The sequence below is a fragment of the Maribacter confluentis genome (assembly GCF_030505015.1).
Lineage (GTDB): Bacteria > Bacteroidota > Bacteroidia > Flavobacteriales > Flavobacteriaceae > Maribacter > Maribacter sedimenticola.
Genome location: NZ_JAUKUC010000001.1, coordinates 2,655,017 through 2,679,947, shown reverse-complemented (window position 1 = coordinate 2,679,947; position 24,931 = coordinate 2,655,017). Strand labels below are relative to the sequence as shown.

Below are 24,931 nucleotides of genomic sequence, written 5' to 3'. Positions count from 1 at the left end.
AAACATATGACACAGCGTTTTCTCATACTAATACTATCGATTCAATTTGTATCCTGTACAAAACAAATAGTTACAAAAGGTTTTTTAATTGCCGATGAAACCCAAGCAACATCCATTTATGTGGATTCTAATTGCGACCCGCTAATATTCTGGGCTGCGGAAGAACTTTCAAAAGACATAGAACGTATTACTGGCGCTAAGCCCAATGTTATTAAAACGAAGACCCAAAAGGAAACCGGTATTTATATAGGTGAAGCCAAAGACGGGCTGTTAACAACCCTTACTACATCCAATAATTCCTTACTAGGAAAATCGGAGGCTTTTAGCATCCAGAATACCCAACAAAATATCGTCATTACAGGTAGTGATGTTCGCGGAACCGTATATGGCATTTTTGAATTGGCAGAACAACTTGGGGTTTCACCTTGGCAATGGTGGGCAGATGTTGTCCCACTAAAAAAAGAAAAATTACAACTAGAACTACCTGAAAAAGGTATTGTTCAATCGCCCTCCGTTCAATACCGGGGTATATTTTTAAACGATGAAGATTGGGGCTTACAACCTTGGGCGGCCAAAACCTTTGATACCGAGACCGGTGATATTGGTCCAAAAACTTATGAAAAGATTTTTCAATTGCTATTGCGCCTAAAAGCAAATACAATTTGGCCTGCCATGCACCCTTGCACGCAAGGATTTTTTACGGTCGAAGGTAATGCGGGCATGGCCGAAAAATACCATATGGTCATTGGCACCTCTCATGCAGAACCTATGATGCGTAATAATGTTTCTGAATGGGACCATGATTTCGGCAAGTACGATTACAGTACCAACAAAAAACGCATCAACGAATACTGGCAATATCGAATTGCTGAAATAAAAGAGAAAAACGTCAATACCATTATGACCTTGGGTATGCGCGGTATTCATGACAGCGGTATGGAAGGCATATCAAGTCTGGCCGAGGGAATGGCTTTTGTGGATACCATTATGACTACGCAGCGCACAATGCTATCCAACACTTTGGAAAAACCAATAACCCAGATTCCTCAAGTTTTCATCCCCTATAAAGAAGTCCTGGATATCTATAACGAAGGACTAGAGGTGCCGGAGGATATTACGTTAATGTGGACCGATGATAATTATGGATATATACGCAGATTGAGCAATGAAAAAGAGCAAAAACGAATTGGCGGAAGCGGTGTATACTACCATTTAAGCTATTGGGGCAGACCCCACGATTATCTTTGGCTGAGCACAACCCAACCCGGACTTATCTGGTATGAAATGAGTAGGGCCTATGCTAACGGTGCAAGAAAAATATGGATCGCCAATGTTGGGGATATCAAACCTGGAGAATACGGAATGGAATTTTTTCTGGACTTGGCCTGGGATATCAATTCAATTGACGAATCTACAATTCATGAACATTTAATACAATGGTCCGATCGTGAATTTGGTACTGAGATTGCAAATGAGATTGCCATGGTCATGGAGGAATATTACCGATTGGCATTTTTGCGCAAACCAGAATATATGGGTTGGAGCCAAACCGAACCTACCACCCCTACCGGGATAACCGACTTTTCTAACCAACGTTCAAAAGATAGAATAGCAGCATATGATATGCTCTATAAAAAAACCGATAGTCTACAATCTCTTTTGCCACAAGAGAAATTGGCGGCTTGGTTTCAATTGGTAGCATATCCGGTAAAAGGAGCGGCATTAATGAACCGTAAGTTTCTTTATCAACAATTGGCATTGACCGAGAAGAATGAGGCCGACAAGGCAGCTTATATCAAAAAAAGTGAAGAGGCTTTTAACACCATAGAAGAACTTACCGCTTATTATAACAAAGAGCTAATAGGTGGAAAATGGAACCATATGATGTCCATGGCACCAAGGAACTTACCGGTGTTTGCTGCACCAGAATCTCATAAGCCCAACATAGATACAAAAAGGAATTTTAATATCACTTTTAAAGGTGAAGCTAAAAAAGCATCCGGGTTCAAGACTTCTAAAGGCAATTGGAAAACTATAGAGGGATTAGGGTACAGTACCCAAGCAATAACCCTATTCCCTTTGTCAAACATCCTCTTTAAAAATGAACAACCATGGGTTGAGTATGAATTTGATGTGGAACAAGCTGGTGCATATTTGTTTGAACTTAGATGCCTCCCAACCCATTCCAACACGTTTGACCATGAAATACGTATAGAGATAGATGGTGAACGGCTAGCACCCATAACATTGAACACAAAAGGCAGAAGCGATCAATGGAAAGAAAATGTATTGCGGAACAGTACTGTGGTAAAGGTACCCGTACAAGTAGGGAAGACCGGTAAGGTAGCTCTTAAGGTTTACGTAAATCAAACAGGCATAGTATTGGATCAGGTAGCGCTATATCCTGCAGATAGCCCTCATTTTTATGAGTTGCCTATTATGGATTAAGGGATTAATCCTTAATTGGCAAAATAAATTCCCTTAATCCACAAGTGGAACAGTTTCGTAAGCTTTGGGCAATGATTCTTGCATTGAATGCCGCCCCCTTAGCCCCGGTATGCGTGTGGTCTTTTGGAAAAAATGCATTAACTTTTTCTTTACCCAATTCACCATATTTAACGGCTAAACTATCACTAATATCCAAGAAAATGGCGTTTTCCACCTTGGCAGCTTCCCGTGCCCATTTTATATATGAATCCGTCCGTTGCTCAACAATACCACTCGGCCATTCATTACGCACCGTTAAACTTAGTACAATAGGCACAGCCCCTTTCGCTTTGGCATCCCGTATATATTTTTTCATATACCAGCCAAAAGTATGAACGGTTTCCAACGTACTATCAGGCCGAACTACTTCTTGTAATTCATCTCCAATTCCCTTTAAGGAACCTCTGTATTTTGCCTTTGCAATATTTCCGGCATCATTATGTCCAAATTGAAGCAATACAAAATCCTTTGGTTGCATTTGTTTTAATACACTGTCCCATAATCCTTCATACATAAATGTTCTTGAGCTGCTACCTCCCCTTGCTTTATTGATTATATGTATACGTGTCGTATCAAAATGAATAGGAAAAGGAACACCCCAGCCTACGGCATTTTCATCACCGTTATCTGCCATAGTAGAATCGCCCACCAAAAATAAATTCCGTTTTTTAGGCAACTTGACCAAAGGCTTTCCCAATATAAAATCAGCTAAAGAATTGGATGATTGCTTCAATGCTTCAATAATGACTTCTGCTGCCATGACCGCTCCTTTTGCACTGGTATGCGTATGGTCGTGTTCGTAGAAATAAGTTCCCGTGATATCTGTTTCACCTATGGAATCCATTTTCTGGGCCATCTTCGTATTCAAATCGATGAAGGTCACTTGTTCTTCTTGTGCTATCTGTTTCGCCCACAGACCATAAGAGGCATTATTTAAAGGCACTTTACCTTCGTTCCATTTATTTCTTGGAATAGGCGACAATACAACAGGGATGGCACCTTTCTCTTTCGCTTCTGTTACCACTTTTTGTATATACCATCCATAGGAATGTACAATTTCATGTTTGCCGGTGAGTATATTATCAATCTCTTCCGATTCATTACCAATCCCTTTTATAGTACCACGCGCCCTAAAATCATCATTTATTGGCCCATCATCATTATGCCCAAATTGAATCAACACATAATCTCCTTTGTTCAGTTTACGGTGTACCGAATCCCAAAGTCCTAAATCTTGAAACGTTCTACTGCTAGTGCCCCCCAATGCATGGTTTTCGACATTCACCTTTGTACTATCTAAAAACTGGCCAATAAAATCTCCCCACCCCCATAGTCCGCCAGCACCATCTCCTTGTCCGTTCTTAACCGTAGAATCTCCTACCATATAAACGGTAGGTTTCTCATTACTTGAAGAGGTACAATGCACTAATAGTAGACTATAAAAAACAACTAATAGAACTGATTTAATCGTTTGCATAATTAATTGGTTTGAGGTCTAAAATCGAACCATAGGTTCATGGGTATGCCTTCATCGCCACTTTTAATGCGGATACTGACCGGCTGACTATGTGGCCCATGATGTTCTAAAGGTTTAAAAGAGCGCATGGCCGGTATTTCATATAAAAAGGAAATATCGCCAGAAGGAAATTCCGGTTGCGGGTGACTGCCCTTAAACCCATTTTTAGGTTCAACTGGTGTGAATAAACGAAGAAAAACCTTTTCAGATTCACTGAACACCTTAAAACCATGGTTATTAGCCTTTAAAGCAGCGGAGTACAAATTGGCATGATAGCCTTTAAATTCCGGATAGATCATATTTTCAAAACTTTCACCTGTAATGGTATTGTTATATTCCTTTTCCCAAAGTCCATAAGTGGTTCCCTTTATCCTATTTTTCCATACACGGTAAGGTCCTCTTCCCAACCATTTAATGCCCTCTACTCCATCTTCCGGAAAATTGAACGAAATACCAAATGCGCTAATATTATCGTCTACAAAGGCACCATCAAAACCACTGTTTCTTCCTGCGTTTTTGAGCGCTATCATCTCCATATGCAAGCGACCATCTGGGTACATGGTCCATTTTACGGAGTGGATGCCTCCGGTATAATTCACTAAACAAACGGCATTTTGCCCATCGGTATACGTATCTACACTTTTTACACCTGCTTTCATCCCTATAGGCTCTGGACCGTTATTAAAAGGTATTTTTTCTTTCTTATTCGATACACTTTTAATTTTTCCGCTTTCTGTATCCAATTTCATGGTTACGCCGCCACCTGTTAATATTATTTCATTTCCAGATTTCATGACCTTCGCCACAGCCTTTTCATTTGTAGCGGACAAGAATTTTTGGGCATAGTAAGGAGCATCATGTATAGGCCATGACCATGTATAAATTTCTCTATTATACTGGTCGTGCGCCGTAATCTCAAGCCAATCACCTTCAAAAAAACTATTAGAAATAGGCATCATTAACTTACCGGTTTCTTTAGGCTCTAAATCTGGAGCCTTAAGTGTACCGCTCTCAATAATATTAGTCAAACTTTTTGAGTAAAAAACATTTTTCGCTGCTTGTACAACGCGGTATTTTAATGAAGTTGAGTTTAAATTTAAATACATATAATCGTTGGTGACATAGAAAGTACCGTTGAACTTTTTGGTGATTTTTACAGGAGCAAATTGAATGGGAGCCCAAACTTCTTTAACCGTAAAAAAACTACCCTCCTTTTCACGATGCGGACCTAAAATTCCGTCGGGTGCCAATGAACCTTTCGAGTCATACACGTGCTCTTGTCCTTTCCAATCGCTTCTCAACACAGCGGCATCGCTAAAAGCCCACATGAATCCACCAGCAAAAAGTGGACTCTCCTTAAAATGGTTCCAAAAATCCTCTAGTCCGGCGCCATGTCCGTTATCATACGTACCGTGCATGAACTCAGTGGGAAAAAATACATTCTCCCCATTTACAAATCGATGTACCCCAGTTTGGTAAGCGGGATAATGGTGCGTATCCCAACCATCAAAATCTGACCACGGGTGTATTACAATCCTATCTTGGGGGTCTAATTCTTTAAATAATGGGTCTAATTCATAATTCCACCCGCCTTCATTGCCATGGTCCCAAATAAGCACCGATGGATGATTAACGTCTCTCTGCACCATTTCGGTAACCAATTTTGTACCTACTTCAGTATCATAACTGTTTTGCCATCCTGCCAATTCATCTAACACAAAAAGCCCCAAAGAATCACAGGCTTCTAAAAAATGGGTGTCTGGAGGATAGTGATTACGCACCGCATTCATATTCATATCTTTCAACAGGTTAGCGTCCATTATGCTAATACGTTTACTGGTACTTCTACCGGATTCTGGCCAAATGGTATGCCTGTTGATACCCTTCATAATTATTTTTTTTCCATTTACATAAATGCCGTCTTTTTTAATGAATTCCAGGGTTCTAAACCCTATTCTTTTGGTAACATTATGAACGGTCTTTCCATTTTGTTGTAAACTGAAATGAAGGTCATATAAATTAGGTGTTTCAGGAGACCATAGAGCAATATCGCTGAATGTAGTTTTGAGATTAAAAGATGATTTTTTTGGATTGAGGATAAACACTTCGCTCCCAATTTTTTCAGTACTGTTTACTTTGGTCAAAAAGACCTCCATACTGCCCATTTGAGAAAAATTCTCTACAGTCAATTCTGATGTGACCGTACCATCCATTTTTGCATCAATGGCTACATGGGCAATATGCGTTTTTGGCGTCACCGATAACCACACAGGGCGATAAATTCCTCCGAACAACCACCAATCTGCCTTTCGTTCGGCAGCATTTACTGAAGCATTTGCAGAATGTTTGGACACATGCACTTCTAACAGATTATCCTCCCCGTAATTCAATAAAGGGGTGATATCGTACGAAAACTCATAGAAGCCACCTTGGTGTATTTCCCCTGCACTTTTACCATTGATTTTTACTTCGGTATCGGTCATGGCTCCACCAAAAACTATTGTCACCTTTTTTCCTTCCATGGAAGATGGCACCATGAACGTATGTTTGTAAAAACCTTCTTCCTTACTGGGTTCGTCCTGGTCTAATTCTTTGTACCATCTACCGTAGGTGTATTCTCCAAAACCCTCAAATTCCCAATGCGAAGGCACATTTATGGTAGACCACTGATTACTGTTCCTACCACCGTTAACCATAAAGTCCCACTGTACAGGATGTTCAAAATCAACACCAGAAAGATATATTTTTTCGGTTTCTTGAGCGTTCACTAGTATTAAGCTCAAAAGAGCACTTAGGAATAGGAAAAAATTGTTCTTCATTATTGACTTCTATTAATTTCCGTCTGGTTTTGTAGGTTCAAATCGATTGCTAAGTGGCAAGGTCCATTGAGAAATATCATTTGGAAATGCAGGATTATAAGCAGGGATAGTATTTTTTAAAAACACTTCTAATGGTATGCCTTGTCTTTTAATTTCTTGAATGACGCACAACGCAATTTCATCAGCGCCAAATGCATTGAAATGGGTATTGTCTTCCAAGGCTGTGTTCTGCCCAGGAAATGTATTTGCCGGATATTGTACAAACGCTTTTCTAGAACGATCATCACCCCAACTTTCATAAAGCGTAGTGGTAATTTTTGTAAGGTCTATTAAAGGAACGTTCATCTTTTTGGCAACTGAACGTACTGCATCTGGGTATTCGCCGTGTGTTGATTTCAGCTTTCCGTTCTTATCAAAAAACCGGCGTTGAACAGGAGTCAATAAAACAGGGATTGCTCTTTTTGCCCGCGCTGTATTAACGAATTCCATTAACAACTTTGTGTAGTTGAGCCATGGCCCTTCATTTTCCCCTTTCTGCTTCTGGTCATTATGTCCAAATTCTATCAAAAGATAATCACCTTTCTTCAACAAGGAGCCTATTTTTTCCAATCGACGACTCCCTTTAAAAGAGCTTAATGAAGCGCCGGAATAGGCATAGTTAGAAACTACAACGCTATCTGTTAAATAGCGGGTAATAAATTGCCCCCAAGAGGCCCAAGGTTCTAAATCTTGGTCGGTAACGGTAGAGTCACCGGCTAAAAAAATACTGGTGATTTTTGGTATTGGCGTAACCTGAATTGCTCTTACCTTGGCAGTTCCTAAAAATTCCAAGGTTAATTTAAGGTCCCAATTTAAATAGGTCAACTCCCTATCCTTTAGAGTAATCTCACCTCCACCGATTATTTTTGGCGTTCTTACGTTGATCAATACAGATTTGGCAAACGTGGTGTTTGGGCCAATTATAGTATCTAACATTAACCTTCTGGATTCTGCTTTTAAGATGACAGTAGTTGCAGACTCCGCCCCTTCAAATTCAATTTTGACCTTATAATTTCCTTCCGGCTTCATGACAGAAAAATAAACCGGGGCCTTGTCTATACTGAAACCGTTATGATGAAACTGCACATTTTTGGACGTGTAAAAATCAAACCCATAACCTAATTGTTCTGTATAGGGCTGGCTTGAATCCACTACGGTATATTTTGTATTTGAAACAGGAGTACCAAAAACAAAATTTGTAGGGATATCTTTAGTTTGTCCATTCGCAACAAATGAAACTACTACGGTTATGAAAGCTACTATATGTTTTATTGAATTTATAGGTAAACTAATCAATCGTCTATTTTTTCTAAAAATAATAGTGATTAATTGATATACCATCCTGTACTATACGGCTTAGGCTTATACCACCTTAAACACTATACAGAATTCCGCTCAATATATTTAAATACATTCTTTACCTTTTCTTTTTTATTCTTTAGCACCATATAGGCAGCAGTCTCTCCCATGGTCTTAAAATCCGTACTGATTACTGTAATGCCCAGCAAACTTTTTAACGGGGTATCATTATAGGAAATAATACCAATATCCTTGCCCAGGGTCAATTCTTTTGCGTTTACTTGCTGTACCAATTTAACAAGGTCCATTTCCTCTATGGTAATATAAACATCCCTACTGCTCAACTCCATGTCCTCATAGATTTCATCCAGAATTTCATGGTCAAAATTGTACTCGCCACAGAATTGGACAAACCCTCTTAAAATTCTTCTAGGATATGGAAAAACAGATTTTTGAGGATAGACCAGAATAAGCTTATCATACTTCTTAAGCTTTTCTATACCTTCTTTTAAGGCACTATAAATATCCTGTTGAAAATCTTGGTAAATAGCGCCGTAATTTCCCTTTATTTCGGGCTTATCATTATCCAGTATAATTAATTTATCCTTTGGAATACGTTCCAATTCCTTTAAAGTATTATCCGTATAACTAACATGCTCTAACCGCTCATTCTTAAAATGGGTCATGATCACATAATAGTCAAACGATCCTAAATTCTTTTGAATTTCCAATGCAAACAGGGTTTCATCACAATGGTAAATAGATAAGGTTACATGTCCATCTACCCCAATACCATCAACGAACGAGTTGTAAATACGCATTTTATAGGAGCTAGGTTTATTGATTAAAAAGAAAACATTGATTTTGGAAATCAGGTCCGTTTTGGCAGTATAGAACCCTTTACCCTTGACCGATACAATGACCTTTCTATTTTTTAATTCCCTGTAAGCCTTTTCTACGGTATCCCTAGAAAGGTCGCAATACTCGCTCAATTCATTAATAGATGGTATTTTATGACCGATCTTTAATTTGCCTTTTGAAATATCCGCAATAATAGATTCTACAATTTGCTTGTATTTAGGTACTCTAGAAGATTCATTTATTACTATATTCAAGTGCTCGGCCATTCTATTGTTTATGGAAATTAATAGATTAAAAGATGTAGGATAATTTAGGTAAAAACCTAATAGGGCATTATTAACGCTTTATTAAATAAAGCATAAAAATAGTAATCAATTAGTATAAACTACCATAACACTACAGGACAGCTAAAAATTCTTGTTCTCCTATCTTTGAAATTATCATAATAACACTAAGCAATCCAAGATGCAAAAAAACTTTAAACACGTTAATTACCTTTGGGATGAAAAAAAAGCCGCTCAATTTGGTGATGACCAAGTTGCCCTGTTTTTGTACCGCTCCAATATATTGGGGGCAGATTTAAGAATTACCAACTACGGTGGCGGTAACACCAGTTGTAAAACCATAGAAAAAGACCCCTTGACAAATGAAGACGTTGAGGTAATGTGGATCAAGGGTTCTGGTGGCGATATAGGCACTTTGACCAAGGCAGGTATTGCAGGATTGTATACCGAGCGTTTACGCGACTTAAAAAACGTATATGGTGGTCTAGAAGACGAAGATCGTATGGTAGGCCTGTTCAACCATTGTATTTATGATTTAAATAGTAAAGCACCTTCAATAGATACGCCCTTACACGGGTTACTACCTTTTAAGCATATAGACCATTTACACCCAGATGCTTTGATTGCTGTAGCCGCGGCCAAGGATAGTGAACAGGTGACCAAAGAAATTTGGGGAGACACCATGGGCTGGGTACCATGGCAACGACCTGGTTTTGACCTGGGGCTTCAATTGGAAAAATGTTTAAACGACAACCCGGGTATTAGAGGTATTGTTTTAGGGAGCCATGGACTTTTTACATGGGGCGACACCTCTTATGAGTCCTACATAAACAGTTTAGAGGTCATTGAAATGGCTTCGGAATATATCGAGAAAAAAATAAAGGAAAAAGGAAGTGTTTTCGGTGGACAAAAATTACAAAGCCTACCCAAAGAAGAACGATTGGAAAAAGCATCACAACTTATGCCAATGCTTAGAGGTTTATGTTCTTCCGAAGCCAGAATGATCGGTCATTTCAACGACAATGACATTGTGCTTGAATTCATTAACAGCAATGATTTGGAACGTTTGGCACCAATGGGCACCTCTTGTCCCGACCATTTCCTACGTACCAAGATACAACCATTGGTATTGGATTTAAAAACAGATGAAGATTTAAGCGATACGGATGCTATTCTAAAAAAACTGCAACCATCGTTCCAAAAATATAGACAAGAATACAAAGATTATTACGACACGTGTAAAAAATCCAATAGTCCAGCCATACGTGATGCCAATCCGGTAATCATTATTTATCCTGGTGTGGGTATGTTCAGTTTTGCAAAAAATAAGCAAACTACACGTGTAGCCAATGAATTCTATATAAATGCGATTAATGTAATGCGTGGTGCGGAAGCTATATCGGCATATACATCATTGCCAAGGCAAGAAGCTTTTGATATAGAATATTGGTTGTTGGAAGAAGCCAAGCTACAACGAATGCCCAAAGAAAAACCATTATCCAGGCGAGTAGCCTTTATTACAGGCGCAGGTGGTGGCATAGGGAAGGCCATTGCGGATAAATTGGCAGAGGAAGGCGCCAATGTAGTATTAAGTGATATCGCGGAAGATAGATTACAGGAAGCCGTGGACACCTATGCACGTGATGTAGCCAGTTATGCGGTATGTGATGTCACAAAAAACGAATCGATTACCGAAGCTTATAAAAAAGCATGTTTAGAATTCGGTGGTATTGATATTATAGTACATAGTGCCGGTTTGGCAATTTCAAAACCGTTGACAGAAACTACCGATGCAGATTGGGATATTTTACAAAATGTATTGGTTAAAGGACAATTTGAATTAGCCAAACAAGGAGTCACAATTTTACGCAAACAAGGTTTGGGAGGTGACATTATAAATATTGCCAGTAAAAACGGACTGGTATCCGGTCCAAATAACGTAGGTTACGGAACAGCAAAGGCAGCCCAGCAACATATGTCGCGCTTATTAGCGGCAGAATTGGCAGCAGATAAGATCAGGGTAAATGTAGTCAACCCAGACGGCGTCATCGTGGGCAGTAAAATTTGGGAAGGAGACTGGGCGGAAGGCCGTGCAAAGGCCTATGGTATCTCCGTAGAGGAACTACCGGCACATTATGCAAAAAGAAATTTATTGAACGAAATCATATATCCTGCGGATATTGCCAATGGTGTTTTTGCACTGGTAGGCATTTTGGATAAGTCCACAGGAAACATCATTAATGTAGATGGCGGTATGGCCAATGCATTTGTACGATAGTAAATTGAGTGAGTGAGTGCAGACCTGTTGGTGTAGTAAGCCAACAGGTCTATTTTAAATCAACTTTGTATGCAACTAAATAAAGACCAAATTCTAACGGAAAACAAAAAGGTAGAACAGCACCATACCGATCAATTTAATTTTTTGTCCGGACAATTGGATAAACAAGATAAGGATGTACATACAATCCTTAGAAAGTTGGCCAATTTTCAGGTAGCTATTCCAAGTTGGGCATTGGGTGCCGGTGGAACCCGTTTTGGTAGGTTCGGTTTTTTTGGGGAGCCCGCTTCATTGGAACAAAAAATTGAAGATGTAGGTGTTCTACATGCCCTTACCAAAACTGCAGGGGCAATTTCCCTTCACATTCCTTGGGATATTCCTCAAGACTATAATGCCATTAAAGAATTGGCAAACGCCAATGATCTAGTTTTCGATGCCGTAAACTCCAATACCTTTCAAGATCAAAAAAATACAAAGGAAAGTTATAGGTTCGGATCGCTCTCCAATTTAAATGCATCGGTACGTGAACAGGCCGTTCAACATAATATAGATGTCATTAAAATAGGTGAAAAACTAGGATCAAAAAGCTTAACGGTCTGGTTGGCAGATGGCGCCAATTTTGCTGGTCAACGCAATTTTCAATCGGCCTTAACACATACTGAAAACAGTTTAAAAAGTATATATTCGGCATTACCAGAGGATTGGAAAATATTTATTGAATACAAGCCTTACGAGCCTAATTTTTATAGTACCGTAATACAAGATTGGGGCACCTCTTTTATGCTGGCAAATGCGTGCGGTGAAAAGGCATATACGTTGGTAGATTTAGGCCATCACCTACCCAATACAAATATTGAACAAATAGTGTCAACCTTAATGCTAAAAGGAAAACTAGGCGGTTTTCATTTTAACGACAGTAAATATGGGGATGACGATAGTACGGTAGGTAGTGTAAAACCTTATGCCTTGTTCTTAATTTTTAATGAATTGGTATATGGTATGGAAAATAATCCTCAGAATCCTGATTTAGCTTGGATGATTGATGCCAGCCATAATATTAAAGACCCACTTGAAGACTTATTACAATCGTTAGAAGCTATTCAAGAAGCATATGCAAAAGCACTTTTGGTAGACCAAGAAGAATTACAGGCGGCACAATCAAGAAATGATGTAACGCTTTGTCAAGAAATATTACAAAATGCCTATAGAACAGATGTGCGCCCATTAGTGGCCCAGGCAAGAGCTTTAAGTGGTGGTGCCATAGACCCATTAAAATCGTATCGTTCTTTAAGAATTAGAGAAGGTTTGATAAAAGAAAGAGGTATGAATTCTGTAGCTACAGGCTTATAGTTCATGAAAAAAGTAACCGCCATATTCGATATAGGTAAAACCAATAAGAAGTTCTTTCTTTTTGATGCCGATTATCAAGAAGTGTATAGGGAATATACCACTTTTGATACTATTGTTGATGAAGACGGTCACCCTACAGAAGATCTAAAATCGCTTCAAAATTGGTTAAAAAATGTGTTTGACAGGATATTAAAATCGGAAAAATACAATATAACGGCCATTAACTTCTCTACCTATGGGGCCAGTTTGGTTCATTTGGATGAACAGGGAGAAGTTGTGACTCCCTTATATAATTACACCAAGCCTTTAGATAAGAAAGTGATAGATTCCTTTTTTGAAAAATATGGCCCTGCAGATAAAATAGCAGTTACAACAGGTTCGTCTAATGATGGTATGCTTAATTCTGGCATGCAGCTATATTGGTTAAAACACAACAAACCTGCTGTTTTTAAAAAGATTAAATACTCCTTACACTTACCACAATACATTAGCTATATTTTTACGGGTATCCCCATTAGTGAATACACCAGTATCGGTTGCCATACATCGTTGTGGGATTTTTCCAAGAAAGATTATCACGATTGGGTATATGCGGAAGAATTTCACAAAATCTTACCTCCTATCGTTTCAACAGAAACGAGTATCAATCTTAATTACAACGGTAAACGAATAAAAATTGGTGTAGGCATTCACGACAGTTCTGCAGCACTATTACCGTATGTAAGAAGCATTAGAAAGAAATTTATTTTAGTATCTACAGGTACATGGAGTATTGCTTTAAATCCGTTTTCAGAAAAATTATTGACTAAGGAAGACATTGATAAAAACTGTATTAATTATATGCGGATCAATGGCAAACCTGTAAAATCTGCACGCTTGTTTTTAGGAAATGAGTATACGTTACAAGTAAAAGAAATGGCTGAATTTTTTGGTGTTAGCGAAGATTACCACAAGTCGGTCAAATTTAATAACGATACCTATTTCGAAATTGTAAAGGATATGGACCCCATCTTTAAATGGAAAGGGTTCACAACCAGACAAATGCCAAAAAAAACCAATATACCCTATGATAATTTTGAACATGCCTATCATCACTTAATGACAGAATTGGTCTTGCTACAAGTTGAAAGTATTAAGATTGCAGCAGGTGACGAACCCATAGAAAAACTTTATATTGACGGCGGTTTTAGTGATAATGATGTTTACATTAAATTGCTATCCCATTATTTAAGAAACATGGAACTACGCACTACAGATTCATCGTTGGGCTCTGCATTGGGCGCAGCGATCGCTATTTCTGATAGTAAGTTGAATTCCAAGTTCTTGAAGAAAAATTACAGTTTAAAAAAACATGTACCGTTCATTATAAAATAAGAAAGAGTTATGGCGAATAGTTTCAATTCGGATTATCCATCAGTAGATGATTTAAGAATAAAAGCGAAAAGTAGAATACCAAAATTTGCTTTTGAATATTTAGATGGAGGTTGTAATGAAGATGTTAGCCTTGCCAGAAACACCTCAGAAATACGTAAAGTACAATTACAACCACGCTATTTAAGAAATCAAGGTGCCAGCTCCACAAAGACAAAGGTGTTGGGTATGGAGTTCGATGCGCCTTTTGGCATAGCTCCCGTAGGTTTGCAAGGCTTAATGTGGCCAAATACACCTGCAATTCTAGCAAAATCGGCCTACAACCATAATATCCCATTCATACTTAGTACGGTTACTACGATGGATATTGAAAAAGCAAGTGAGCTTACGGAAGGTAATGCTTGGTTTCAATTGTACAACCCGGTTGATGACGCAATTAGAGATAGCATCATTGACAGGGCTGAAGCAGCTGGTTGCCCTGTATTGGTATTACTTTGCGATGTACCCACTTTTGGTTATCGTCCTCGAGATTTTAGAAACGGCTTGGCACTACCCCCAAAAATGACCGTTTCGAATATTCTTCAAATTTTAGGAAAACCAAATTGGGCATACAACACCTTAAAATATGGCCAACCCACTTTTGAAACCTTAAAACCTTATACCCCTGAAGGTCTAAATCTAAAACAACTAGGTGCTTTTATGGACAAGACTTTTTCCGGCAGATTGAACGAAGAAAAAATAAAACCGATACGTGATAGATGGAAAGGCAAATTAGTTCTGAAAGGCGTAGCCTCTGAACAAGACACACAAGATGCTATTCGTATGGGATTTGACGGAATTATCGTTTCAAACCATGGTGGCAGACAGTTAGATGCTGCGCAATCTACCATTAATTCATTACAGGAAATCACAGCTAAATATAGTGACCAAATAGAAATAATGATGGACAGCGGATTACGCTCCGGTCCGGACATCGCACGTGCCATGGCATGTGGCGCAAAATTCACTTTTATGGGCCGCTCTTTTGTTTATGGAACCGGAGCCTTAGGAAATAAAGGGGGAGACCACACGATTAGCATGCTAAAAACACAGTTTAAACAGGTAATGGACCAATTATGCTGTGAACGCGTAGAAGATTTACCAAAACATTTAATAACCACTTAAAACCAACCACCACCATGAGCCAAAATCACCAAGAAGAAGAAGAAGTAATTGAAAAATTGGCCGGTGGCGAATTTGAAAGAGAACCCGTACCCCAATCCAACCTTAAAAGCTGGAAAAGTTTTTTGGGCATGTATGCAGGAGAGCATGCTGCTGGAACCGAGTTTGTTATAGGTCCGTTGTTCCTTACCACCGGGGTAAGTGCTTTTGACTTAATAATCGGTCTACTTTTAGGAAACCTCATGGCGGTAATCAGCTGGCGATTTTTGACTTCCGAAATAGCCGTTAAAAGAAGGTTGACCTTATATTATCAATTGGAAAAAATCTGTGGAAAAAAATTAGTTGTTGGGTATAACCTTGCCAACGGAATCTTATTCTGTTTTTTGGCCGGGGCCATGATTACCGTTTCTGCCACTGCAGTAGGTATTCCTTTTGATATGGAAATGCCAAAGCTAACGGATACTATGCCTAATGGTGCTACGTGGGTTATTATTGTAATTGGCATTGGCGCTATAATTTCATTAATAGCCTCTAAAGGTTATGATACGGTTTCTAAAGCTGCAAATTGGATGTCTCCCGTAATTGTTTTGGCTTTCGTAGCCTGTGGAGTAATTGCATTACAACAATTGGGAGTAGGAAGTTTTAAAGATTTTTGGAATATTTGGGGAGAAGGTGGAGAACCCTTCCCTGGGCAGATTAAATACACCTTTTGGCATGTTTTCTTTTGGTCTTGGTTTGCTAATGCTGCAATGCATATAGGTATGTCCGATCTTTCTGTTTTTCGTTTTGCAAAAAAAGCGAGTTCTGGGTGGACAACAGCTGCAGGTATGTATGTAGGTCATTATATGGCATGGATTGCTGCTGCATTATTATATGCGGTCTATGTTCAATCTCCAGAGGCACAAGCCCTATTGGCACAAGGTCAAGCGCCCAATGTAGCGCCAGGCCCTTTGGCCTATAATGCTATTGGTGTTTTCGGAATTATTGCCGTTGTGTTGGCAGGATGGACAACCGCGAACCCGACCATTTATAGAGCCGGACTCGCATTTCAAGCGATCATGCCAAAAGCATCTACGTTCTGGGTAACCATTTTAGCTGGTTCTATTGCGACTATTGCAGGGCTATTCCCTGCATTTGCAATGAAATTATTAGATTTTGTTGCACTCTACGGATTTATATTGGCCCCTGTTGGTGCTGTTATCGTATTTGAACATTTTTTCCATAAGCAAGCGGGTATCGCTCAGAACTATGCAGAACTGGCAAATATGAAATTCAATAAATCGGTTTTATTAGCTTGGGGTATCAGTTTCGGACTATTCTATTTTATATCGGTTCAGTTCGATGTTTTTCTATCTTTTGTTACTCTACCTGCATGGTTGTTATGCGGTGTTTTATTCTTGATCCTCAGTAAATATTCTCAGAAGAAGATGGCTTAAATTAAGAATTTTTCTTAGCTAAAAAGTGAATGGTAGCTCGTGCGTTATCATTCACTTTTTCGTTTACAAGAATTAAGAATTTGAGTTATTTTGATGATTTTAATTAACAGATGATCAAATATTTAAAATAATAAATGTATTATTGTTACAAATTGAGACAATAGAAAACCAATTCAAATGAAAAATTTTCAAATTTTAATATTCACTCTGATTCTATCTAGCAGTTATTCTTCAGCACAAGAGACCAACTCCTTTCCTGTTCAAGTAAAAATTGAAAACGGAATTATCGAAGGTAATTATGACACCCACAATGGTATTCAACGCTATTTCGGAATTCCATTTGCAAAACCACCTGTAGGTGAACTGAGGTGGAAAGCCCCGCAACCTTTAGATAATTGGAGCGGAGTTAAAGAGACTAAAGCCTTCGGTCCTCGCCCAATGCAAACTATGGTTTTTGGAGATATGAAATCTAGATCCAATGGAGTTAGTGAAGATTGTCTATATCTAAATGTATGGACACCTGCTGGTCGCAATACCAAAGATTTACCTGTGTTGGTATACTTCTTTGGTGGAGGCAATGTAGCAGGTGATGCATCTGAACCTCGCTATGATGGTGAAAGTATGGCAAAAGAGGGTATTGTAGTCGTAACCACAAACTATAGACTAAATATATTCGGCTTTTTAGCTCATCCGGAGTTAAGTGCCGAAGCCTCTTATAAAGCTTCTGGCAATTATGGTCTATTAGATCAAAATGCGGCACTAAAATGGGTAAATAAAAATATAAATGCTTTTGGTGGTGATCCAAGTAAAGTAACTATTGCAGGTGAATCTGCTGGATCAATTGGTGCTAGTCAGCAAATGGCTTCTCCACTTTCTAAAAACTTAATTGCAGGTGCAATTGGTGAAAGCGGCGCAGGAATCAACCCTACAATGGCACCAGTTAGCCTAAAAGATGCTGAAAATATTGGAATGGAGTTTGCTAAAAATGCGGGGTACCCTTCTCTTGCTGAATTACGAAAATTGAGTACTAGAGAAGTATATGAATTATACAATGAGTCAAAAAGATTTGGCTTTCCTGCCGTTTTAGATGGATATTTTTTACCAAAAACATTACCCGAAATTTTTGAAAGTAAAGAACAAGCTATGGTTCCTTTATTATTAGGTTGGAACTCAGCCGAAATTCCAGGAATGGCATTTACACAAGGTCCTTACACAGAAGAGAATTATGTAAGCAAAGTAAAAGTCGCTTACCCAAAAAAATATAAGCAAGTACTGGAGTTATACCCTCATGGTTCGGAAAAAGAAATAGAATTATCAGCAACTGCATTAGCTTCTGATAGGTTTATATCGTACAGTACGTGGAAATGGTTTGATCTTCATAGAAAGAACAGTAATCAGCCAGTATATCGTTATCTATACAGTAAACTAAGGCCGCCCTTAGTTGATAAAACATTAGCTTCTGGCTTGGCCGGTGGAACAGTGGAAAAAGAAGCTGACACTCCCCCCGCACCAAAAGCTGTTGGTGCCCCACATGCCTGTGAAATTGAATATTGTATGGGCAACTTGCATTTGGTGAATGATTATGCCTGGACGGCAGATGACTTTAAAGTTTCTAAAGAAATGATGGCCTATTTTGCCAATTTCATTAAAACCGGAAATCCTAATGGTGAAGGATTACCAAACTGGGAAGCGGCAAAATCAAATGACAAGAACCCTCCTGTTATGGTAATTGATACAGAAAGTAAATTGACAGAAGCCAAAAACGATTCCCGTTATGAATTTTTGGACAATACCTATAAAAACAAATAAAAAAAACTTTTTAGAATTTTAATCATTGGTTTTGGGAATTGTAAACCATAATAATCCCAAAACCAATTTTTTTTGAGTTACATTTTGTTTTAAAAGTAACCATCAAAACCCGTAAATTGGCTTTATGAAAAAACTGATTCAAATTATTGGTGCGTGGTATGGCGCAAAGAAAATAGGTGGTGGAAAATGCGGGTGCATAGGAACCGTTTTTGTATTTCTAATTTTATACTGGATATTCGGTTATGTATTAGAAGCTTTTTAAGATTAGTTGTTGGTTGATGGTTTTTTACAGGGTGCTTAGCGCGTTGCAATAGAGCTTTCTCTCTTTTCTATTCTCTAACTTCTATTTTCCCTTCTTGATTATTCAGCTTCTTTTGGTCAAAAACTTTGGCGCTGGTTTTCATGTCCGCATACCTGGGGTCTTGCACAAAATCTTGTTTTTGAAGTTTAATGACCTCAATACTTAAAAACCCGAATTCACTTACCACCTTTCCATAAAAACGGTATACACCCCTTCCCCTAAACATATATCTAGCGGCCTCTGGCGGAAACAGGACCGTATCAAAAACCTGACCCTGCTGGTCTAATAGTGTAGCAAAGAACATTGCCTTACCCGTATGCGTCCGCGTGCGTTTTACCGTAATCAAATATCCATAAATATCAATATTTTTATTTAGATATAATTCCAGGTCCTTACTACCGGTGGTATGAAGAGGTGGAGTTGCCAAAAGTTCAAACGGGCTACACAAACTAAACCCCAACAACTCCAATTGCGTAAAAGCTACTTCTAAATTAGTACTATACAATGATGGAATTTCAAAATGTTGGTGCCGTGGCGTAAACAATTTTGGATGGTCTATTTTCTTGGTTTTATTCAAGAATAAATGTGCTTTCCAAAGGAGTTCATGTTTATTGGTTTCGGTAAACCTAAAGGCATCAATCCGTATTAAAATACTTATTTGTTCAATGGAAATAATCAACCTATCCAAAAAATCTTCTAACGACATAAAATAACCATTTAGAGTACGCTCCTTTAGAATACGTTCCATTACCCGCTGCTCCAATTCCCGTAAATAACCCAAGCCTAAATACAGGTGCTTACCATAAATCTTGTTATCCGCATTGCTATTATTGATACAAGGTGGATGAATGGTAGCGCCCAACATACGGGCTTCATGTACATAGAATTCGGGTTTGTAAAATCCACCACCATTATTGAGCACCGCTACCATGTATTCTAACGGGTAATAGGCACGCAAAAATAAACTCTGATAACTTTCTACCGCGTACGATGCCGAATGCCCCTTGGCAAAAGCATAACCGGCAAAACTTGCCACTTGGTCCCACACTTCATTAATGAGCTTTTCGTCATAGCCTTTTTTACGGCAGTTGTCCATAAACTTGTCCTGTACCTTTTGGAACTCCTCTCGTGATCGGAACTTACCACTCATTCCCCGCCGTAAAACATCGGCTTCGCCCAAATCTAAATCTGCAAAATGATGGGCTACTTTTATCACATCTTCTTGGTATACCATAACCCCATAAGTTTCTGGCATAATTTCTAACATTACTGGGTGCGCTAACTCCTCTGCCCTGCCCTTGTTACGATGCCGTAGAATATATTCTCGCATCATTCCGCTTTTAGAAACACCCGGGCGAATAATAGAACTTGCCGCCACCAGACCCAAGTAAGTGTCTACTTCTAGCTTCTTCAATAACATACGCATAGCGGGAGATTCCACGTAAAAACAGCCCATGCATTGCGCCATTTTAACCATGTTATTGATTTTAGGGTCTTTTTTAAACGCCTTTATATCATGAATATCGAATTTGGCGAATTCTTTAGGGCGGTCGCGCTCCAAAATATCCAGGGTCTCTTTTATTTTTGAGAGTCCTCGTTGTGCGAGAATATCGAATTTATAGAGTCCGACATCTTCTGCAATCACCATATCAAATTGTGTGGTGGGGAAGCCTTTTGGAGGCATATTGGTAGCCGAGAACCAATGAATGGGTTTCTCGGTAATTAAAATTCCGCCCGCATGTATGCTCAAGTAATTGGGCATACCGTGTAGCAACTGCGTGTATTTAAGCACTAAAGCCGAAATATTATCTAGACGACCCGCTTGAATAGCACCATCGCAAAGCAAATCGATTTCATCTTTAGGTAGACCGAACACTTTGCCCAGTTCACGTATAACACCGCGGGACTGAAAAGTAACATAGGTACCCAACAATGCTACATTTTTGAATCGATTAAAAATATACTCGGTCATTACGGGCCTATCTCTATGTGAAAAATCAATATCAAAATCTGGTGGATTCACCCGATATAGATTAATAAATCGTTCAAAATAGAGGTCGAGCTCCATAGGATCTACATCGGTAATAAAAAGAAGGTAGGCTACAATACTGTTGGCACCACTTCCTCTTCCCACATAAAAGAATTTTTGTTTTCTGGCGTAAGAAATAATATCCCAATTGATAAGAAAGTAGGATACAAAGCCCATTTTTTTAATTAAGTAAAGTTCCTTTTCCAAACGGTTTAGTACAGCTTTGTCAACCTCAGGATACCTGTAGGGCAGGCCTTCTTGACATAATTTTTCAAGAAAGACCTCATCCTCTTTTTTGCTGCCCAAGTATGTACTTAAATTTTGTGGCTTTCTACCGGCGGAAAAATCAAAATGAATCGAACAGGCATTCATTAACTTTTGTGTATTCTCCAAAATAAAATTGTGTTCAGAAAAGTGTGCCGCCAAATTGGGAATTGCGTACATCTTTTCATCTTCATCCGCCTGTTCGGTTACAGATAATTTACTGAGTAAGGTATTTTTAGCAATGGCTCTCAAGAGACGGTGCGCATTAAAATCGCGCTTGTTCCTAAAGGTTACGGGCTGTAGTAGAATAATCTTTTCCCGTTGTTGCAATAATTTAGAAAATCGTAATCGTTTCAACTCATTTACCGAAACCCCTATAAACTCATGTTCATCAAAGCTTTTCTTTTCGTTCTGAAGGACTTTCTCAAACGGATAAATAACATACACATGTTCAAACTTCGGAGCTATTTCCGGAATTTTCTTTTCTTGATGAATGTGTTCCGATAAAAAGTCGTTGAGCTCCAGAAATCCCTCATTATTTTTAGCTATACCAACAAAACAAGGCTCTACTCCGTTTCTAAAATCAATTCCTAAAATAGGCCGTATATCATACTCCGGGGCCTTACGTACAAAATTTAAACAAGCTGATGTATTGTTGATATCCGTTAATGCCAATTGTGTAACCCCATGCTCCTTTGCCAATTGCAAAAGCTCCAGTTCCGAAAAAGTCCCGTAGCGTAGGCTATAATATGTATGGCAGTTTAGATACAAAATTCGTTATTCGTTTTTCGTTTTTCGTTTTTTGCGCTGAGCTCAAGAGCGCCCTTAACTATTTCTCTTCTCTATTTTCCCTTTTCCCTTTTCTATTTTCTATATTCTATATTCTATATTCTCTTTTCCAACATCTAATTTCTCCCATTAAATTTCACTTCGGCTACGCTCAGTGAACTGGCCTCGACTACGATTGACCGGACAAATAACTCCAACAACAGACAACTGACGACCGTCAACCAATAACTAAAACTTCCGGTGCGCCAAAACCACTGGTGGCAGGCCATTAAAAGGATTATGCATTCTCCCAATCGTCTTAGCTCCCATGCCCGATGCTCGTAGCACACTCTTATCTCCATAGCGTTTTCGAATTTCATCCATAGCGTTGTAAAGGCTTAAAATTTCTTCTGTATCATCGAACAGGTTGATTTGGTAATTACCCGTAACCAAATGACTAAAACGTATACCTATCAGCCTTACCAATAACCTACGGTTATATAAATTCTTGAACAGATCTAAAATCTTGGGAATCAAAATATGGTCTGCACTGGTATAGGGAATGCGCAGTTGTTTCGAATAGGTGTTAAAATCTGAATACCTAATTTTAACCGAAATACAGGCCGTCAACTTTTCGCCTCGTCGTAATTGGTAGGCTAGATTTTCGGTCATGGCGATGAGGATTCCCCTTAATCTATTGACATCGATCGTATCTTTGTCAAACGTACGTTCGGTTGAGATAGATTTACGCTCGCAGAACGGGATTACGGGCGTATTATCAATACCGTTGGCTCTTTTCCAAATGACTCCGCCATTGGCTCCCAATACACGCTGCATGACTTCCATAGGCATTTCCTGCACTGTTCGCACTTGTCGTAACCCCAAATTTCGCAAGGTCTGATAGGTTTTATCACCTACCATGGGAATTTTCTTTATAGAAAGTGGCGCTAAAAAAGGTTTCTCCAACCCTTCATCAATTTTGAGCTGATTATTGGGTTTAGCTTCATTTGTTGCTACTTTAGAAACAACCTTGTTTGCCGATAGACCAAAGGAAATAGGAAGCCCTGTTTCCCTGATGATTTTCTTACGCATTTCTGAAGCATACTGGTAGCAACCAAAAAAACGGTCCATACCGGAGAGGTCTGCATAAAACTCATCGATACTCGATTTTTCGAATACGGGCACGTACTCTTTAATTATTTCCGTCACTACATCTGAGTGCTTGCTATACTCGCCCGCGTTACCACGAATCACAAAAGCTTCCGGACAAAGTTCTCGTGCCATTTTCATGGGCATACCAGAATGCACCCCATAACCACGGGTTTCATAACTACATGCCGCAACCACACCACGGTCTCCCGTACCACCTACCAGCAAAGGTTTGTTCTGTAACTCACGGTTATTGAGTCGCTCTACAGACACATAAAATGTATCTAAATCTATGTGAAGTATGGTCTTGCTCATAACTATCCCTCTAAAAAAATCGGGATAGCTAAATTATGGATTATTTCCAATTATTAGGATTATTTCCAATATTTAACATCTTAATATTTTACATTCATTATAAAATAATAAAGCTAAAAAATCCTGTTTTTGTAATATAAATGACTTGGTTTTGAACAAACTAATTTGATTTTAATTACCCCTATAATATGAAGGACCAAAAACTCCATTTTCAGCTACGACCAAAGGAACTAGAGCTGACCCATATCTAAAAAAGGTATTTAACCATAATACCCTCCCTGTATTTGCATCCATACTTAATAAACCCACATTTTCATCAGTACCCCCTTCTCCTGCTAAATTATGTCCACGGAAAAATAAACGTCCATTAGCGAACACAGGACTATGGTCGATTACGACATCATTATTGTACCACAATTGTTCTCCTGTCGCTAAGTTTAATGCAAAAAGCCTAGCACTTGTAGTGAAAGCAAAACTTGATCCATTGTCATAATTACTAAAAACAACATTCTGTACAATTAAAGGACTCCACAACGTATCTGTACCAGTATCTATCTGCCAAATAACACTATTTGAAGCAAGGTCTATACAATATAACACTGATGAAATAAGTTCTCCAGTAGGAATGGCATTTACAACCAACTTCCCATTTGAAACAGCGGGAGTGCCCACCCCATTTGCTTCAAACGTCCAAATAACATCTAAAGTTTCTGCATCTAACGCATAAAGATTTTTAGCGGGCAGGTATAATACATTGTCTTTAAAATATGGTGTACCTGTCACTTCATAAGGTAATTCTATTTTACGCAAAAGAGTACCTGTTTCTTTATCGAGCACATGCATATATGCAGGTAAATCAATTACAAATCCTTCTTCTGAAAAAACAAAAACTTTATCACCATATACAAGAGGTATGGCATTTTCATTTAAAACATAATCTAACTCACCATCGGGATCAGTTGTATAATACCATTTTAATAATCCGTCATTTTGATTGACCGCAACCACTACACCTGAACCACCAGAAGCATAACACACCCCATCAATACATATAGGGGGTGTAACACCATTGCTACTAAAGTCATATTCAAGCATGGGCGTATCCCAGAGAAATCTTTTATTGGTTACGCTAAGTGCATTTATCGAATTATCATCGGTCGTGACATAAATAGTATCATCCTTATAATCTGCTACAAGTTCTAGATCTGTGTAATCAGGAAAAGAATATATAGAAGTCCATTCACCCGTTTCAGCGTCAACAGTATAAACTGTCTCATCTTTTGATGTTATTAGAAATGAATTCAAAGATGGGTCGCCAGAAACAATTTGCCGCCCCTCTTCTGGATTAATTACCTCGCCCTTTTCATCAAGCTCTACAGCGTCATCTTTTGTGCA

15 protein-coding genes are annotated in these 24,931 nt (G+C 38.7%); 8 read left to right on the top strand and 7 right to left on the bottom strand.

Annotation, left to right across the window (positions count from 1 at the left end; all coding sequences use genetic code 11):
* Positions 1 to 6 precede the first annotated feature (6 nt).
* Positions 7 to 2,448 carry a glycosyl hydrolase 115 family protein gene (locus Q2T41_RS11650; protein ID WP_304436234.1) on the top strand — a complete coding sequence of 814 codons (2,442 nt, stop codon included), beginning with the start codon at positions 7 to 9 and terminating at the stop codon, positions 2,446 to 2,448.
* A gap of 4 nt (positions 2,449 to 2,452) precedes the next feature.
* On the opposite strand, the gene Q2T41_RS11645 is transcribed toward Q2T41_RS11650, so the two are convergent.
* The 4 genes from Q2T41_RS11645 to Q2T41_RS11630 all read right to left on the bottom strand — a co-directional run bounded on the left by Q2T41_RS11645 (position 2,453) and on the right by Q2T41_RS11630 (position 9,287).
* Positions 2,453 to 3,964 carry a rhamnogalacturonan acetylesterase gene (locus Q2T41_RS11645; protein WP_304436233.1) on the bottom strand — a complete coding sequence of 504 codons (1,512 nt, stop codon included), beginning with the start codon at positions 3,962 to 3,964 and terminating at the stop codon, positions 2,453 to 2,455.
* A gap of 2 nt (positions 3,965 to 3,966) precedes the next feature.
* Positions 3,967 to 6,822: a glycoside hydrolase family 2 TIM barrel-domain containing protein gene (locus Q2T41_RS11640; protein WP_304436232.1), complete on the bottom strand. Its 2,856-nt coding sequence runs from the start codon at positions 6,820 to 6,822 to the stop codon at positions 3,967 to 3,969.
* 12 nt (positions 6,823 to 6,834) lie between these two features.
* Positions 6,835 to 8,157, bottom strand: a complete 1,323-nt coding sequence (locus tag Q2T41_RS11635; RefSeq protein WP_304436231.1) for a rhamnogalacturonan acetylesterase — start codon at positions 8,155 to 8,157, stop codon at positions 6,835 to 6,837.
* 83 nt (positions 8,158 to 8,240) lie between these two features.
* Positions 8,241 to 9,287 (bottom strand): GntR family transcriptional regulator, encoded by a 1,047-nt coding sequence (locus Q2T41_RS11630; RefSeq protein ID WP_089259035.1) that lies wholly within the window; start codon positions 9,285 to 9,287, stop codon positions 8,241 to 8,243.
* A gap of 199 nt (positions 9,288 to 9,486) precedes the next feature.
* Between Q2T41_RS11630 and Q2T41_RS11625 the strand changes: the two genes are divergently transcribed.
* The 7 genes from Q2T41_RS11625 (at position 9,487) to Q2T41_RS11595 (ending at position 18,972) form a co-directional block, all read left to right on the top strand.
* On the top strand, positions 9,487 to 11,583 hold the full coding sequence (locus Q2T41_RS11625) for a bifunctional aldolase/short-chain dehydrogenase (protein ID WP_304436230.1): 2,097 nt from the start codon (positions 9,487 to 9,489) through the stop codon (positions 11,581 to 11,583).
* 69 nt (positions 11,584 to 11,652) lie between these two features.
* Entirely contained in the window at positions 11,653 to 12,933 is a 1,281-nt protein-coding gene (locus Q2T41_RS11620; protein ID WP_304436229.1) for a sugar isomerase, read from the top strand.
* Positions 12,934 to 12,936: 3 nt separating this feature from the next.
* A complete protein-coding gene (locus tag Q2T41_RS11615; protein ID WP_304436228.1) occupies positions 12,937 to 14,307 on the top strand; it encodes an FGGY-family carbohydrate kinase in 1,371 nt (456 codons plus the stop codon).
* Between the two features lie 9 nt (positions 14,308 to 14,316).
* The gene (locus Q2T41_RS11610) at positions 14,317 to 15,468 is read left to right on the top strand and encodes an alpha-hydroxy acid oxidase (RefSeq protein ID WP_304436227.1); all 1,152 of its coding nucleotides are present in this window, start codon (positions 14,317 to 14,319) and stop codon (positions 15,466 to 15,468) included.
* Positions 15,469 to 15,482: 14 nt separating this feature from the next.
* Positions 15,483 to 16,901 (top strand): purine-cytosine permease family protein, encoded by a 1,419-nt coding sequence (locus Q2T41_RS11605; protein ID WP_304436226.1) that lies wholly within the window; start codon positions 15,483 to 15,485, stop codon positions 16,899 to 16,901.
* A gap of 177 nt (positions 16,902 to 17,078) precedes the next feature.
* Positions 17,079 to 18,710, top strand: coding sequence for a carboxylesterase/lipase family protein (locus tag Q2T41_RS11600; RefSeq protein ID WP_304436225.1), 1,632 nt, complete (start codon positions 17,079 to 17,081; stop codon positions 18,708 to 18,710).
* Between the two features lie 124 nt (positions 18,711 to 18,834).
* Positions 18,835 to 18,972, top strand: coding sequence for a hypothetical protein (locus tag Q2T41_RS11595; RefSeq protein WP_027065147.1), 138 nt, complete (start codon positions 18,835 to 18,837; stop codon positions 18,970 to 18,972).
* Positions 18,973 to 19,039: 67 nt separating this feature from the next.
* Here the strand turns inward: Q2T41_RS11595 and Q2T41_RS11590 are convergent, their stop codons facing one another.
* The 3 genes from Q2T41_RS11590 to Q2T41_RS11580 form a co-directional block, all read right to left on the bottom strand.
* Positions 19,040 to 22,075: a DNA polymerase III subunit alpha gene (locus Q2T41_RS11590; protein WP_304436224.1), complete on the bottom strand. Its 3,036-nt coding sequence runs from the start codon at positions 22,073 to 22,075 to the stop codon at positions 19,040 to 19,042.
* Between the two features lie 246 nt (positions 22,076 to 22,321).
* Positions 22,322 to 23,536: a DNA polymerase IV gene (gene dinB, locus Q2T41_RS11585; RefSeq protein WP_304436223.1), complete on the bottom strand. Its 1,215-nt coding sequence runs from the start codon at positions 23,534 to 23,536 to the stop codon at positions 22,322 to 22,324.
* 171 nt (positions 23,537 to 23,707) lie between these two features.
* Entirely contained in the window at positions 23,708 to 24,841 is a 1,134-nt protein-coding gene (locus Q2T41_RS11580; RefSeq protein ID WP_304436222.1) for a PQQ-binding-like beta-propeller repeat protein, read from the bottom strand.
* Between the last annotated feature and the right edge of the window lie 90 nt (positions 24,842 to 24,931).

Coding starts and splice junctions, on each gene's coding strand:
- Q2T41_RS11650 (WP_304436234.1), top strand. CDS start 7: ATGACACAGCGTTTTCTCATACTAATACTATCGATTCAATTTGTATCC.
- Q2T41_RS11645 (WP_304436233.1), bottom strand. CDS start 3,964: ATGCAAACGATTAAATCAGTTCTATTAGTTGTTTTTTATAGTCTACTA.
- Q2T41_RS11640 (WP_304436232.1), bottom strand. CDS start 6,822: ATGAAGAACAATTTTTTCCTATTCCTAAGTGCTCTTTTGAGCTTAATA.
- Q2T41_RS11630 (WP_089259035.1), bottom strand. CDS start 9,287: ATGGCCGAGCACTTGAATATAGTAATAAATGAATCTTCTAGAGTACCT.
- Q2T41_RS11625 (WP_304436230.1), top strand. CDS start 9,487: ATGCAAAAAAACTTTAAACACGTTAATTACCTTTGGGATGAAAAAAAA.
- Q2T41_RS11620 (WP_304436229.1), top strand. CDS start 11,653: ATGCAACTAAATAAAGACCAAATTCTAACGGAAAACAAAAAGGTAGAA.
- Q2T41_RS11615 (WP_304436228.1), top strand. CDS start 12,937: ATGAAAAAAGTAACCGCCATATTCGATATAGGTAAAACCAATAAGAAG.
- Q2T41_RS11610 (WP_304436227.1), top strand. CDS start 14,317: ATGGCGAATAGTTTCAATTCGGATTATCCATCAGTAGATGATTTAAGA.
- Q2T41_RS11605 (WP_304436226.1), top strand. CDS start 15,483: ATGAGCCAAAATCACCAAGAAGAAGAAGAAGTAATTGAAAAATTGGCC.
- Q2T41_RS11600 (WP_304436225.1), top strand. CDS start 17,079: ATGAAAAATTTTCAAATTTTAATATTCACTCTGATTCTATCTAGCAGT.
- Q2T41_RS11595 (WP_027065147.1), top strand. CDS start 18,835: ATGAAAAAACTGATTCAAATTATTGGTGCGTGGTATGGCGCAAAGAAA.
- dinB (WP_304436223.1), bottom strand. CDS start 23,536: ATGAGCAAGACCATACTTCACATAGATTTAGATACATTTTATGTGTCT.